The sequence below is a fragment of the Candidatus Sulfurimonas baltica genome (assembly GCF_015265455.1).
Classification (GTDB): domain Bacteria; phylum Campylobacterota; class Campylobacteria; order Campylobacterales; family Sulfurimonadaceae; genus Sulfurimonas; species Sulfurimonas baltica.
This window is the reverse complement of the sequence record NZ_CP054492.1, coordinates 1504042-1519381: the sequence shown is the minus strand read 5'-3', so window position 1 is coordinate 1519381 and position 15340 is coordinate 1504042. Positions and strand designations below refer to the sequence as shown.

At 33.4% G+C, this 15340-nt stretch carries 10 protein-coding genes; 5 read left to right on the top strand and 5 right to left on the bottom strand.

Annotated elements, in window-relative coordinates; genetic code table 11:
• Positions 1–2: 2 nt before the first annotated feature.
• Complete coding sequence (locus HUE88_RS07585) at positions 3–5621, bottom strand: beta strand repeat-containing protein (RefSeq protein WP_194368123.1); 5619 nt, start codon at positions 5619–5621, stop codon at positions 3–5.
• Between the two features lie 194 nt (positions 5622–5815).
• On the opposite strand from HUE88_RS07585, the gene HUE88_RS07580 reads away from it, so the two are divergent.
• Genes HUE88_RS07580 through HUE88_RS07565 form a run of 4 tightly spaced genes read left to right on the top strand, consistent with a single transcriptional unit; the run spans position 5816 to position 10013 of the window.
• The gene (locus HUE88_RS07580; RefSeq protein WP_194368122.1) at positions 5816–6136 is read left to right on the top strand and encodes an XRE family transcriptional regulator; all 321 of its coding nucleotides are present in this window, start codon (positions 5816–5818) and stop codon (positions 6134–6136) included.
• On the top strand, positions 6133–7356 hold the full coding sequence (locus HUE88_RS07575; protein ID WP_194368121.1) for a type II toxin-antitoxin system HipA family toxin: 1224 nt from the start codon (positions 6133–6135) through the stop codon (positions 7354–7356). Before HUE88_RS07580 ends, HUE88_RS07575 begins: the two co-directional genes overlap by 4 nt.
• Before the next feature lie 58 nt (positions 7357–7414).
• Positions 7415–8104 carry a response regulator transcription factor gene (locus HUE88_RS07570; protein ID WP_194368120.1) on the top strand — a complete coding sequence of 230 codons (690 nt, stop codon included), beginning with the start codon at positions 7415–7417 and terminating at the stop codon, positions 8102–8104.
• Positions 8105–8108: 4 nt separating this feature from the next.
• Positions 8109–10013, top strand: a complete 1905-nt coding sequence (locus tag HUE88_RS07565; RefSeq protein ID WP_194368119.1) for a sensor histidine kinase — start codon at positions 8109–8111, stop codon at positions 10011–10013.
• Here HUE88_RS07565 and HUE88_RS07560 read toward each other — a convergent pair.
• Positions 9991–11553, bottom strand: coding sequence for a TonB-dependent receptor (locus HUE88_RS07560; protein WP_194368118.1), 1563 nt, complete (start codon positions 11551–11553; stop codon positions 9991–9993). The genes HUE88_RS07565 and HUE88_RS07560 overlap by 23 nt on opposite strands.
• On the bottom strand, positions 11483–11971 hold the full coding sequence (locus HUE88_RS07555) for a TonB-dependent receptor plug domain-containing protein (protein ID WP_194368117.1): 489 nt from the start codon (positions 11969–11971) through the stop codon (positions 11483–11485). The genes HUE88_RS07560 and HUE88_RS07555 overlap by 71 nt, the downstream gene beginning before the upstream one ends.
• 348 nt (positions 11972–12319) lie before the next feature.
• On the opposite strand from HUE88_RS07555, the gene HUE88_RS07550 reads away from it, so the two are divergent.
• Positions 12320–13528, top strand: a complete 1209-nt coding sequence (locus HUE88_RS07550) for an IS256 family transposase (protein WP_194368116.1) — start codon at positions 12320–12322, stop codon at positions 13526–13528.
• Between the two features lie 43 nt (positions 13529–13571).
• Here HUE88_RS07550 and HUE88_RS07545 read toward each other — a convergent pair whose 3' ends face one another.
• Positions 13572–14468, bottom strand: a complete 897-nt coding sequence (locus tag HUE88_RS07545) for a hypothetical protein (protein WP_194368115.1) — start codon at positions 14466–14468, stop codon at positions 13572–13574.
• A gap of 10 nt (positions 14469–14478) precedes the next feature.
• Positions 14479–15219 carry a hypothetical protein gene (locus tag HUE88_RS07540; protein ID WP_194368114.1) on the bottom strand — a complete coding sequence of 247 codons (741 nt, stop codon included), beginning with the start codon at positions 15217–15219 and terminating at the stop codon, positions 14479–14481.
• Positions 15220–15340: the final 121 nt, after the last annotated feature.

Genomic DNA, 15340 nt, shown 5'->3' with positions numbered 1-15340 from the left:
CCTTACTCTACTACTAGATTTTCAGCAAGTGGTGTTGTTACTTGAATGTAAAGAACTCCACCAACCTCTAAAATGTTAACACTATTTCCAAGAGTAAATGCACTGTTTATATGTAGTGTGTTTCCACTTGTACTTACATCGTTAGCATCACTTTGTGAAACTTTTATAAATTTGGTAGTTGTTTTACCATCTGGCTTAGTTATAGCTACTGCTTTTATGTCGTAGCCATTTCCATCATCTACTTGGCCTGCAGTCGTTTCTACATCACCTGTTGTTTTAATGATTGTACTTGCACCAGTAACATTCGAGTCTACAATTGATTCTTTACCTGAAAACACTACTTTATGTGTAGCTGTTCCATCTGCTTTTGCAGTTACTGATACTGTACTGTTTGCATTAACAGCGACAGAAGTTAGTATCTCTACTTCATTATTTATATCTCTATAAACTCTAGTTACTGCCCCAATAAATTCAGATATTGCTCTAGTTATGGCACCTGAAAGAGTATTAGTCATCTCATGTGTAGCTTTACCAGTTAGTGTCGCGTTTACTTCTAGTGAAACATTTACATCACTATATGTAGTGCGTACACCTGATTGCATAAACTCTACCACTGAAGTGTTCAACTCAGATACTGCACTTACTGAAACACCTGAGATGGTTACTTCATGGGCAACTGTTCCATTGACATCATCTATAGTCTTCATACTTAATCCAGGAGCCACACCTAATGTTATAGTCGTACTATTTTCATCTTTGGTAACCGTAATATTATTTTCCATTACATCTTGGCCATCATCAATAGGTAAAATGAAGAAGTTAAACTCTCTTGAAATGTTAAAGTCGTTATCAGAAGCATAAACAGTAATATTTGTATCTCCTGCTACTGGTGTATCCTGCGAGATTATTGTCATGATATTAGATGAGAAAGTTACATCTTTTATAAGTGATGGATCATCTACAACTGCACTATAAGTTAGATTCGAATTGTCAACGTCACTTACCCCTAAGGTAATATTTGTTTCTGAAAAGTCTTGATAAACAGCAATATTACTCATAGCAAGCCATACCGGAGCATCATTAACGGCCATTACATTTACATCATAAAAAGTAGTGGAGTTTTTATCTCCATCATTTACCATAACGGTAATTCTTACTAGTCCATTTGCATCTTGCGCCGTAGTCAGGTTGAAGTCTAACGCAACTCCATCATATGCACCTTGATTTAACAAGCCACTCCATGAAGGAGATACCGTTAATATATCTGTATTGTTTGAATCAACTGTAATGTTAAGGTCTTCACCTTCTATGTCCGTCGCGTTTAATTCATAAGATATGGTTCCGTTGTCTTCGTTAACGCTAAACGAGATTAAGTCCGTTACGAATGTTGGAGCATCGTTTACACCACTTATGCTTATTGAAAAAATTTGAGATACGTTTCCATCATCTGACGTTACTATGAAGTTATCTACTCCTATGTCTCCACCAGCTAACTCTTGCACAGATGAAAGAGAACTGTTTATATCGTAAGTCCAGCTACCATTTGTATCTAACACGAATGTTCCATAAGTTCCCGTAGCGTTAACGTCTTGGAAAATATTTTCACCTGTATCATTATCATCTATTGATATTGTTCCTGAACTTTGCGTTCCAATATCTTCTGTAGCCGTTCCAGCAAATGTTCCGCTAAACACCGGTATGTCATTTACAGCACTTACATTGATATCATATGTAGTAGAACTACTTACTATTCCATCATTAGCCGTAATTGTAATTTGTACTATTCCATTAGCATGTTGCACCGTACTAAGATTAAAATCAAGTAAACTTGCATATTGCGCTGCGGTTTGATCTCCACTCCATGAAGGACTTACCGTGATGATACTTGTATCGTTAGAGTCAACTGTAATGTTTAGATCATCTGCATCGACATCAGTCGCGTTTAGTTCATAAGAAATTGTTCCGTTGTCTTCGTTTATGGTAATTGCGATTAGGTTTGTTGAAAATGTTGGCATATCATTAACGGCCATTACATTTACATCATAAAAAGTAGTGGAGTTTTTATCTCCATCATTTACCATAACGGTAATTCTTACTAGTCCATTTGCATCTTGCGCCGTAGTCAGGTTGAAGTCTAACGCAACTCCATCATATGCACCTTGATTTAACAAGCCACTCCATGAAGGAGATACCGTTAATATATCTGTATTGTTTGAATCAACTGTAATGTTAAGGTCTTCACCTTCTATGTCCGTCGCGTTTAATTCATAAGATATGGTTCCGTTGTCTTCGTTAACGCTAAACGAGATTAAGTCCGTTACGAATGTTGGAGCATCGTTTACACCACTTATGCTTATTGAAAAAATTTGAGATACGTTTCCATCATCTGACGTTACTATGAAGTTATCTACTCCTATGTCTCCACCAGCTAACTCTTGCACAGATGAAAGAGAACTGTTTATATCGTAAGTCCAGCTACCATTTGTATCTAACACGAATGTTCCATAAGTTCCCGTAGCGTTAACGTCTTGGAAAATATTTTCACCTGTATCATTATCATCTATTGATATTGTTCCTGAACTTTGCGTTCCAATATCTTCTGTAGCCGTTCCAGCAAATGTTCCGCTAAACACCGGTATGTCATTTACAGCACTTACATTGATATCATATGTGTTTGAAGTTGTTACCGTCCCGTCGTTCACACTGACTGTAATTTGCACTGAACCATACGCATGATTTACCGTAGTAAGGTTAAAGTCTAGTGAATTTGCATACTGAGCTGCAGTTTGATTCCCAGTCCAAGATGGGCTTACCATCATAATACTTGTATCGTTAGAATCGACAGTGATGTTTAAGTCATCACTATCTGTGTCTGTCGCATTTATCTCGTACGAGATTGTTCCATTATCTTCGTTTATGCTTATCGCGCTTAGATTTATTGTGTAGGTTGGAGCAGTGTTTGGTAACCATAAAAGATATGGATAAGTATCATTTATAGAACTATTAGTATCCCAGACTGTTGAAAAATCAAAACCTGTAAATGTAGGTTCTACTTTCATCTCAGCTGTAGTTTTACCCACTAGATTCACTACATTTGTATTATAGTAACCGTTTGTAGTACCGCTTAAGTCAGTATCCCAATAGCTGTCAGCAAAAGTAGGTGCTGTGCTAGAAGAAACATAACCACCAAAGCCCCCACCAAGAGTTCCAGCTACTGTTGATGCAGCATACGTATTTTCAAAGTTTTGTGCAACAGTAGATGCTACTATATAGCCATAGAAACCTCCTGAACGAACAGCAGTAGTAGTGATACCATTTTTGGAATATGAATCACTTATATAAGTATTTGAATAAGAAAATGCACCAATAAATCCACCAACGGCATAGCCATTTGAATTTATTGTAGTCGTAGTAAATGATTCTTTAATTCTATTTTTACTTAGTATTTCACCAATAAATCCACCAACAGTTTGCTTAGCTGTATCTGTTGTTGTAATTGATCCAGCAGAACTTGAACGAGTGATATTAGTAACTACTGTATTGTCACTATTTAATTCCCCAATCAAACCACCTATTTTATTAGTTAAAGTTGTGTCTTGAGACACAATAGTAGCACTAACATTACAGTTATCAACTGAAATTGTGTTGGAAGCCGAACCAATCAGAGCACCTACTTTAGAATATGCAGTATCAACACTTGCTAATGTTAAACTACCTCCTGTGACATTGACATCTTCAAATACTATAGTTTTCTGATTATCATTTACATGACCAGCTAAAATACCAAGACCATTAGAGTATTGATTTGGCATATTTCCTGTAATGTTGGCATCTTGTATATTTAGATGTTTAACACTTGCGTCATTATTTAAGTAGCCAATGTGTCCAAACAGACCAATATACTGTACACTTTTATTTATGTAAAGATTTGAAATCGTGTGACCACCACCATCATAGTGACCTATAAATGAGTTAGCTAGATTACCTATAGGAGTCAAACCTCCTGTTATATTTTGAAGATTGCTTGCGTTTATATCAGTGGTTTGAGTAAAGTATTTTCCATCCCATGAAGAAGAGTTTTCGCTTACCCAAACAAGATTATTTAAAGTCGCTATTTGATAAGGATCGCCTGACGTACCTGTTCCACTTGGAGCTTCGGCTGTTGGTATAACTTTATAAGAAACACTTGTGCCGTTTTCCCAAGCTAAAAATGGATAACCATTGTTTATGGTCCCATTAATGTTGTCCATATCCCAAATGTTAGCAGTACCGTTTGCTATTTCAACTTCAAAATCCCAACCAGCACCTGTAAATGTTGAGGGGGTTTTCATCTCAGCAGTTGTTTTTCCTGTGACATTAGAATCAGAAGCCTCACCTCCAACACCCGTTGCATTGTTCGTAGTATCTGTATCCCAAAAATTATTATCAAAAACTGGATCAGCTGTAAGATTATAGATTATTCCTCCAAATCCACCATCTGAGTTTGATGCGATAGTTGTAGCAGCATAATTTCTACGGAAAATTGCAGTACTATAAATATAACCAACAAAACCAGCAGCTATTGTACCTGTATCGCTAAGAACAATAGTACCTATAGTATAGTTGTCTTTTAATTCTACTGTACCATCAACTCGTCCAACAAATCCACCTACATATGAATCATCATTAGCATTACCAGTAGTAATTGTTCCGCTAGAGAAGTTTTGTGATACTACAGCTGTGTTCCATGCTATACTAAATTCTCCTGTGAAACCACCTATATTTGTTACTTGTGCATTACTAGGTGTATTATGAGTAACATTACCTGTTGCACTTGAATTAGTAATACTAAATGTATAAGGGTCATAACTATCTTCAACATATCCTAACAATCCACCCACAGATGCTCCAGCAGCATTGAGACCACTCACTTCTACATTTGCACTTGAGTGGCAGTTGGAGACACTAGTTCCATTTGAGTATGCAATTAGTGGAGCAACATGACCCTTACCACTTGTTAAATCGTTAAAGGTTAAAGTTCCACCTGAAATATTAATATCAGACACCGTGCTTGAATATGCTGAGCCTATAGCAATTGCAATACTACTTTTAACAGTATCGTATGTCCCCTCTCCTCTAGTTATACTAAAATCTTTTAATACAATGTTTTGAATTGTCGACTCTCTTATCCTGCCAAATAGTGCCACTTCATATAATGTAGTATTGTTATCTGCGAACAAGTTTGAAATAGTATGACCTTGACCATCATAGTTACCATAGAACCATGTAGTAAGACCTGTATTATTTGCATAACCTATCGATGACCAACCTTCGCCACCAACTATTTCATTCGTAGTAGAAGCATTAATATCTGCTGTTTGTTTAAAATTACATGGACCTCCACTACATCCTGTCTTTGACCAAACACCTTGTGTTTGACTTATCCAGTATAGATTATCCAAAGTGGCAATCTCATATGGAGTTCCTGATGAACCATCTCCTGCAGCTGGTGCAACTGCTGTCGGAGCAACTGCATAAGCATCAGTATTAAAAAAGAGCAACAAAGCACTTACTTGAAAAAACAACTTACATGCATTTTTACTTTTTTCTTTTAAATTGGTAAATAAAACCATAGTTCTCATTGGTATTCCTTTTGTGAGAAAATTAATACTCATATATTAACAGAGTAAAAAAGCATCAAAGTGTCATATAAATGTTAATCTTGCTACTATTTTGCTACTATTTATTTCAGAAAGTGGTGTTATTTCTTTTATATAAATAATACAATAGCCATTATTTTAGCTATAATGTAATTAATTAAATTAAAAGAGTTAATATGTTATCTATAAATATACAGACACCTTCATCTATAATGATTGAGTTAAAAGACAAGTTCAAAGAGAGGAGACTCTTTTTAGAGCTTACCCAAGAGGGTTTATCTTCAAGAAGTGGAGTGAGTTTGGGAAGTCTAAAAAGGTTTGAATCTACTGGACAGATATCACTAGAGTCACTTTTAAAACTTTCTCTTGTATTAGAATGCTTAGATGACTTTAGCTTACTAGCCAATATAAAAACACCAACTATCACTTCCATAGACGATTTGATAAACAAGAGTAAGAATCAGTCTACTCCAGCAAAAAGAGGAAAAATCAAATGAGTGTTAAAACTGTAAATATTTTTCTTCACCTTAGTAATGATAAAATAGTTGTAGGAACACTTGCGTTTAAAGATGGCATTATATATTTTGAATATGATGATAGTTTTATAGAGAAAAATTTACAAATATCTCCGTATAAACTTCCTCTTAAACGCGGTGTGCATATTTGTGATGACAAAGTGTTTGAAGGACTGTTTGGAGTCTTTGGAGATTCCTTACCTGATGGATGGGGAAGACTGTTACTCGATAGACACTTCTTAAAAGGAGGGGTATCATACAGTGACATAAGCCCCCTTGATAGACTTAGCTATATTGGTCAGTTTGGTGTCGGTGCATTAAGCTATGAGCCAATCATAGACGATATAGATTCATCTTCAAACGCGACTATAGTTTTGGATGAACTAGCCTTTGCCTCATCAGAGATTCTCCAAGGTAGTAGTGAAGAGATGATTGATAGTTTACTTACTCTTGGTGGTTCATCAGCAGGAGCAAGACCAAAAGTTATGCTTCAGCTTTCACAAGACAAAAAACAGATACTACATAGTTCACAAAAACTACATAATGGTTATGAGCATTGGATGGTAAAGTTCGCATCTTCACATGATTCATCTGAGATAGGGAAAATAGAGTATGTTTACTCCCTAATGGCTAAAGATGCAAACATAGAGATGAGCGAAACGACCATACTTCATGGAGAAGACAGTTCCTACTTTGCAACAAAAAGATTTGACAGAGATGGCGATAGTAGAGTTCATATACATTCTGTGGCAGGTTTAACACATAGTGACTTTAGAATGCCGAGTGTAGATTATGATGACTTACTAGCACTAACTCTTCACCTCACAAAAGATGTAAACGAACAGGTTAAAATGTTTAGACTCGCTGCGTTTAATCTTTTTACTCACAACAGAGATGATCATGCTAAAAACTTCTCATTTATAATGAATGAAGATGGCGTTTGGAAGTTGAGTCCTGCTTATGACCTAACATTTTCATATGGACCGGGAGGTGAGCATAGTACAACTTATCTTGGAGAAGGGAAGAACCCTACATCAAAGCATCTACTAGACTTAGCTAAAAAGCACAATATTAAAGAAGCCCAAATCATCATAGATGGCATTAAACGAGTTGTGGATAATTTCAAGCTATATGCGAAGAAAGTGGATGTTAAGTCATCTTCATTTTCAACTATTGATTTAGTTTTGAAAGAACTTACCTAAGTTCCTTTGCTACTATTTTGGTGTATAGTAAACTATCAATTTTTTTAATGGGAATTTTATGACGGAAGAAAAACTAAGTAGACTCAAACTATATACTCTTTTACTTGTAGAAGACGATGAAGAACTTTTAAACAAACTAAATATTATACTGTCTATATTTTTTAAAGAGGTCATCACTATGCCTGATGGTAAGGATGCTTTAGATGTATACAAAACTCAAAAAATAGATATGATAATCTCTGACTATTCTATGCCTCATATGAGTGGTTACGAGCTTTTTAAAGAGATCAGAAAAGAAAACAAGAAAATTCCTTTAGTCATCATGAGTAACTATAGCGATAGTGAAAAACTTTTAAACTCCATTCCACTTTCGCTTGCTCATTACCTAGTCAAACCTGTAGACTATACGACACTTACATCCACTTTAGTGTCCATGGTCGAAAGACTAGAAGAATCCGAAGTGTTGACATATAAAATATCTGATGAGTTAAGCTATGACACTTCAAAAAAAGAGTTACATGATTCTGAAAAAGTAGTTCCACTATCTAAAAGTGAGATTATCACTTTAGAGCTTCTTTTGCAAAATAAAGATAAAATCGTTTCAAACAACGAAATAGAGCTTAACCTTGATCCAACTGAAAACAAATCAGAACAAGCTATCAAAAGTTTAATTTATCGACTAAGAAAAAAAGTAGGAAAGGATAAGATTTTAAATATTTCCGGATTCGGATTTATGTTAAAATTATAAACATATGAGATTTTTATTTATAACTTTTACTCTGTTTGTTCACCTCTTTGGGTACGACACTTTTGAAATAAAAAGTGCTTTAAAAAGCTTTAACTCCGCTCCCTTTACTTTCTATATTCAAGACCGTAATAATTCTCTTACTCCCGAGGATGTTTTAAATCATAAAAATTTAACGCAACTCAAAAGAAATGGTCAGCTTCCAAATCTACAAGGTCCATTTTGGAGTAGGTTTGAGATAAAAAACAGCACAGCTGAACTACAACATCTCATACTTCACAATATTTTACCCGGCACAAACTACATTGATGTCTATATCTACAAAAACAATTCTTTAGTAAAAAAACATCTTTTAGGAGATATGAGAGCACAATCAAGTAAAGAGTTACTTGGTAGACACTCCATGTTCGAACTTAGTCTTAAGGCAGATGAAACTTTTACAATTATCTCAAAAGTGGATAATTTTAATGTTGTAAACCTCTCCTGGATTGTTAGTCAAAGTGATTCTTTTATGAATAAAGAGTCAAAAGAATTAATTATTTTTGGGTTGACAGGTGGCTTCTTTCTCCTGTTTAGCCTTTTAAGTTTTATTTTGTATGGAATTTATAGAGTTTGGGCTTACTTTACTATTGGGCTTCACACGTTAGGTCTGCTCTTTTATATACTCGCACTACAAGGGATACTTTACAACCTTGATATAGGCATAAACTTAACGCTATTAACCTATGTTGCTTGGGTGGGTCCTTCTATAACCACTATAGTGTTTTTAATTTTTACATATCAGTTTTTCTCTATGAAGAAGCAATACAAGAAGTTTTACTATGTGATGATAGGACTCATGGTTTTTCATGCATTTGTAATATGTGTTATTAGTTATGCTCTGTTCATTGATCCTATATATATTAAATACAGTTCTTTGACAGGGATTTCAATAATAATAAACAGTATATACCTCTTAATAGCGGGTATATACATGAAAGAAGTAGGGTCAAAGTTTTATCTTCTTGGACAGATTCTGCTAATCCTTGCAGTCTTGTTTAGTACACTTAGTATTTTTGGAATCATCACCTATTATGATATTTATAGACACCTCGTAAGTATTGCTTTATCTATAGATATTATACTTTTACTTATTGCTCAGTCATTTAAAACTCAACATAATCTATATCTTTTAAATAACAGTAAAATTGCATTGATGGAAAATTCTCGATTTAGTTCAATGGGACTTGCAATAAATAACATCACTCACCAATGGAAACACCCACTAACACATTTAGGAATGTCCTTTACCCTTATAGAGTCTGTACTAAAAAATAAAAAAGAAGACGAAGCAATAGAATATATAAGCGATGAACTACCAAAAGTGGCTTATTCTATAGAACTAATGAAAAAAACCTTAGATGAGTTTTCAGGTTATTATTCTGAAAATATTCAAATATGTGATTTTTCACCACGAGATACTGCCAATCAGGTAGTCCATATTTTAAATTCAAAAGTATTGATAAAAAAAGCAGTATTCACTTTAGATATAGAACATGGTTTGATAATGCACGATTATGAGCATATCTTTTCAAATATATTGATGATACTTATAGATAACTCTCTCGATGAGTTTAACTCAGGATCACAAGAAAATAAAATATCCATTTCTATCCGCAAAGACAATGCTCTGCAAAAATACATTTTGATATATACAGATAACGCAGGTGGAATAAAAATTAAACCTATAGACAAAGTATTTGAGTACTTTGCAAGCACAAAAAAAGACAATACAACACATGGGTCAGGCTTAGCTATGGTGAAAATGCTTATAGAAGAAAGATTAAACGGCCAAATTAGTGTTCAAAACAGAGATGATGGAGCAGAGTTTACAGTTCTTATGCCTGAGATTAAAAACCTTGACTCAGAGTAAAACCTAAAACTCGAGGATCACCAAAGTGATAGTAGTCATTACTTGGTGTATAAATCATAAAGTCGACATACTCTTCATTAAAAATATTATTAGTATATAGTAGTATTTCTAAGCCATCTTTTTTATATCCAAATCCAAGATTGAAGAGAGTATAGTCATTTTCTTTTGCACTGTTTGCAATGTTGTAGTAACGTTCACCCATATACTTTAAGTCTGATTGAATATAGTAATTTTGGAACAATGTATATCTTCCACCTATGTTCGCAGTTATATTTGGCACGCCAATGATTTTGTTTCCTTCATATTCAGGATTTGTATCCATTTGTGTCATTTTTGTTTGGATAATTCCAGCTGTCATAAATAAGTAAAGTGCATCTTTTTTATAGTTTACTTCTATCTCTGCTCCATAGCTATAAGCTTCTTGTGCATTTAAAGTTGTATTTGCCAAGTTATCATCAAAAGTATTTACACGTAGATTTTCTATGTAATTATAAAAAAGTGCTGCGTTTAAACTACCATGTTTGTTAATAAATCTTTTATGTCCTAGTTCTAAAGAGTTTGTAGTTTCTGGTTCATATGGTACAAGTGCATCTACACTTCTGTAGTTATACCCTCCTGGACGATATCCTTGTGAGTATGTCAAGTAGGTATGTGAATCATCTTCTGTATAATATGAAAGTGATAGTGTCGGTAAAGCATGTGACCATACTGTCTCACTGCTAGCTTGGGTAGATGGTGCACCAAAATTGTTCATTTCTCGAGAGAATGAGCGTTTAGTTTCTTGGTATCTAATACCTGCCATTACTAAGTAGTTTTCACCTATGTAGTGTTTGTACTGAGTAAAGAGAGCTATATTTTCATCTGGATTTTTCAAAGAGTTATTACTTGAAAGAGGAATTGATAAGAGTGTTTGATTTTCTACATAGTCAAACTGCAATTTATCACTATAAAATGCTCCAACTACAAGGTCGCTATTTTCAAAAGATTGTTTTAGTCGAAACTCTTGTGTTATTTCTTGAATATTTATATCAAAATCCATATTTAAACCACCGAGAATGGCTACATAGTCATTTTTGAGTACAGTCTGCTTAGAGTAACTTGTTGCAGAAGTAAAAGTGTAGTTATTTGTCTTATATCTCATCACGAGCGAAAGCATATCTATATCCATATTTACACTGTCGTCAGTCGGTTCGTTATCGATTAAGTAAGGATTCTCTTTAGTATTTATTTTAAAAGGTGAACCACCATCATCACTGAGAGATTTTGTATAGCCTAAGGTTATGTCAAGGGGTGAAGATGGGTTGTAACGAAGTTTTGTATTAAAGGATGTAAAATCTTTTGTATCGAAATTATTTTGAGTTAATTCGTTTTTTGAAAATCCATCAGAACTCTCTTTTGTGATTGCAAATATATAGGACCAGTCAGTATTTGCAAGAGGACCTGATACTCGACCGTAAAACTCTTGTGTATTATAAGAGCCATAACCTAGCCTTAGCCTGAAACTTTTTAGTAGGTTTATTTGTGTAAATGTTAATAACACCTGATTCAGCACCTTTACCAAAGAGTGTTCCTTGTGCCCCTTTTAAGACTTCTATAGTTTTAATGTTATGCATATCAACCATACCAAATCCATAGCTAAATGGTATTGGAACATCATCTATGTACATGGCAACACTACTTTCATATGCTACATAATTACTTATGCCTCTAATCGTGAAAGTTTTATCGCTTCTATTTCCAATGCCAGATATATTAGTATTTGATATGACTGAAGATAAGTCTTTTATGCTTTTAACTGATGTGATTGCTAGTTTTTTTTTGTCAATTATATTTACAGTACTTGTACTTTCTTGGGAGGTTTCTTCTAGTTTTGAAGATTCAATAGTAACTACAGGTAATTCTATTGCGCTAAGTACTATGGCAAATGTATTCAAAAATAACATAATAATTTTTTTCATTAATGGATCTTAATATAATTTTTGACAGTATACAGAATGTTATATTTGATTAACTATAAATATAGTAACTAGGGGCAATGAGAACATGAAGCTATCCAAAAAAATAATAATTGTAAGATTATTTGACCTTGTTTACTTAAATCTTTCAATATAAGCCTCCTAAACCTCTTATACTTGGAACAGTTTTTAGTAACAGCAACGTTGTTCCAAATAGAGTTGAATTTTGGAACATGCTCCACAAAGTACTATTAATGGGAAAAGTATAAAATTTCTTTAATAAACTATTTTTGGGACTGTAAATAATTCTGTGTCAATAAGATAAAATATTGAATACAGAAGGAAGTACAGATGAAAATAGAAATAGATGTTGCGGATTTTGCAGAGAAAATAAAATCAGGTAAAGGTTTGTCAGGCAAAGATGGAGCTTTGACAGATTTAGTTAGACAGATTACAGAGATGACCTTACAAGCAGAGCTAGAATCTCATCTAGCTCAAGACCTCCAAAAGAACCGTAAAAATGGTTATATGTCAAAAACCATGAGAACCGAACATGGCGAGTTCGAGCTAGAAACCCCAAGAGACCGTAACGGTAGTTTCGAGCCTCAAATCGTAAAAAAAAGCCAGACGTATTTATCAGATGAGATAGAAAAAAAGATGCTTTCTCTCTTTAGCTTGGGAAGCAGCTACTCTCAGATTAGTGAACACATAGAAGATATCTATGGCGTGCACTTCTCCAAGCCAGCTATTACAACTGTTACCGATAAACTAATACCTATGCTTGAAGAGTGGAAAATAAGACCGCTAGACGCCATATATCCGTTTATATATTTGGACGCCATTCACTATAAAGTGAGAGAAGACGGTCACTATGTGTCAAAGGCTTTTTATACCGTACTCGGCATAAACCTTGAAGGTAAAAAAGAGATATTAGGATTATATCTCAATGAAAGTGAAGGTGCTAAGTTCTGGCTGCAGGTGCTTACAGACTTACAGAACCGTGGAGTGCAAGATATACTCATCGCTTCCGTTGATGGGCTAAAGGGCTTTCCTGAAGCCATAAATGCTGTCTTTCCAGAGACTGAAGTGCAACTCTGCATAGTCCATCAAATACGCAACAGCGTTAAATACATTGCATCTAAAGATCAGAAAATATTCGTAGGTGAACTTAAAAGTGTTTACCAGGCTTTCACAAAAGAAGAAGCTGAACTGGCATTAGATAAACTTGAGTCAAAATGGGGCAAAAAATACCCTATTGTATTTGAATCTTGGAGAAATAAGTGGGATAATTTATCTAACTATTTTAAGTATCCAGAGCCTATTAGACGCATTATCTACACTACCAATATCATTGAATCCATACATCGCCAATTTAGAACATTGACAAAGACAAAAGGAGCCTTCCCAAATGATAATAGCCTATTAAAATTACTGTTTGCTGGAATAAGAAACGCTGAGAAAAAATGGACTATGCCGATACATAATTGGAGCCTCACAATCTCTCAACTCAATATATTTTTTAAGGAGAGATTAAAAGACGCTTTAGGATTAGGTCTGTAAAATGCCATTGGCTAGCATTTTTATGATACAATTTTAAGAGAAATTAGGTGTTGACACAGAATTTATTACACTCCCCTATTTTTTCAAACTCACCAACACCATTATTTTTAAATGGAAGATACTCCATACCAATTTTAAAAAAGCCATTCTCTAAACTATTTCTCGCAAATAAATTATGAGTAAACTCAAAATCATTTTTTATAGATTCATGTATTTCTGTAGGTTTCCAATTTGAAAAAATTATTCCACTTATATTTTCATATTCATTTGTAGTAAATAAATTTGTTTTTATTTTTGAACCATTTGCACTTTCAATATTAAATCTGGAAGAATTAAAAGATTCTTTTTTCTTAAAATTATAAGATAAATTTCCAATACCATATAATGCTTTATGAATGAGTGAATTATCCATTTGAGCAATTTTTGCTAAATTTAATTCACCAGTATTAATTGCTATGATAACTATATCATTTTGACCAATAACACCATTATCAATTTGTTTATTAATCTGTTCATTTTTTGTAGCAATTGCAGATGTTATTCTAGATATATAATCTTCATCATTAAGTGTATGTATTTCGCCATCTTCATACTCAACAACAGCATTATCCCCCTTCGAGATAGTTGTACATTCAATCCATATCGTTTCTTCTTTATGTATAAGTTTTAAGTCTGGATGTCCTTTAGCTTTTGGACAACTTATATCAAAATTTAATTCTTTTAATTGAGTTGCAAAGTATAACTCCCATACTCTGGTATACCATTGTTTTTCTAAACCATCTAAAAAATTTGATTCTTCGCATTGTTCTTTTTGATATGTTTCATATAAATCTTGATAATATTTTTTAGCTTGCATTGCTAATTCAGATTTTTCTTCTGCAATATTTCTGTATGCTTGATGATAATTTATTTCTTCTCTTAAAATAAACAGTTTATCCAACTAATTATCTTTAGTTTTTTTTAGAATTTAATATTTTCAATAGTGCTTGTGCTGTTTCAGAATCTCCACTAGCGACTGCTTTATTGATTAAATTTTGTAAATCTGATTCGTCTTCTGAATTATCCATTGATTTTTTGACACTAACTCTTATGGATTCTTCTTCTGCAATTGTCTTGATTTTATATTCATATATTTTTCTTTTATACTCTTGAGTTTTTGCAACAACTTTACGATAAATAAATAGTAATAGTTTTTTGACAGTAAAATATCCAATTATTAATAGAATAATAGAAATATAGGTTTTATAGTCAAATAAAGTGTGCATTGCAAATGTTATGACTTTTAGTTCTGCAAAATCACCATAATTGTTTAGTGTATAAACTATATTATGTAGATTACTTTTTTCTAATTTTGCCAATTTAATTAAATTCTTTAAATGTTCAATATTCTTAGCTTGTGCAATTGTTGAATAATCATTAATCACTAAATTATTTTCATCTAAGATATTCATAATCTGACTATCACTAATATTGAATTTTATATCGTTTTTAAAACCAGAATTATATTTTTGATTATTAATAAACATACCTAAATCAGTGAAATAGAATACACCACTTACTCCTGACCACTTAGAAGAAGTGTTGACTGATTTTCGAACTTTTTCATATCGTTCTATCTTGTCATATGTATTCGTATATCCAAAAGAACTTTTTTGAGGGGCTTCTAAATAATAATCTACTTGCATATTCATATGCCATCTGGTATTCTGAATTGTTACTATAGATATAATGAATATACTTAATAACTCAACTTTCGCACATAGATTTCACTAAATCCACGAACTTAATTTGAGTATTAAAGCCCATAAATAG

Bases quoted from the DNA above. Each gene is read 5' to 3' on its own strand.
- HUE88_RS07585 (WP_194368123.1), bottom strand. From the start codon at position 5,621: ATGAGAACTATGGTTTTATTTACCAATTTAAAAGAAAAAAGTAAAAAT.
- HUE88_RS07580 (WP_194368122.1), top strand. From the start codon at position 5,816: ATGTTATCTATAAATATACAGACACCTTCATCTATAATGATTGAGTTA.
- HUE88_RS07575 (WP_194368121.1), top strand. From the start codon at position 6,133: ATGAGTGTTAAAACTGTAAATATTTTTCTTCACCTTAGTAATGATAAA.
- HUE88_RS07570 (WP_194368120.1), top strand. From the start codon at position 7,415: ATGACGGAAGAAAAACTAAGTAGACTCAAACTATATACTCTTTTACTT.
- HUE88_RS07565 (WP_194368119.1), top strand. From the start codon at position 8,109: ATGAGATTTTTATTTATAACTTTTACTCTGTTTGTTCACCTCTTTGGG.
- HUE88_RS07555 (WP_194368117.1), bottom strand. From the start codon at position 11,971: ATGAAAAAAATTATTATGTTATTTTTGAATACATTTGCCATAGTACTT.
- HUE88_RS07550 (WP_194368116.1), top strand. From the start codon at position 12,320: ATGAAAATAGAAATAGATGTTGCGGATTTTGCAGAGAAAATAAAATCA.
- HUE88_RS07540 (WP_194368114.1), bottom strand. From the start codon at position 15,219: ATGAATATGCAAGTAGATTATTATTTAGAAGCCCCTCAAAAAAGTTCT.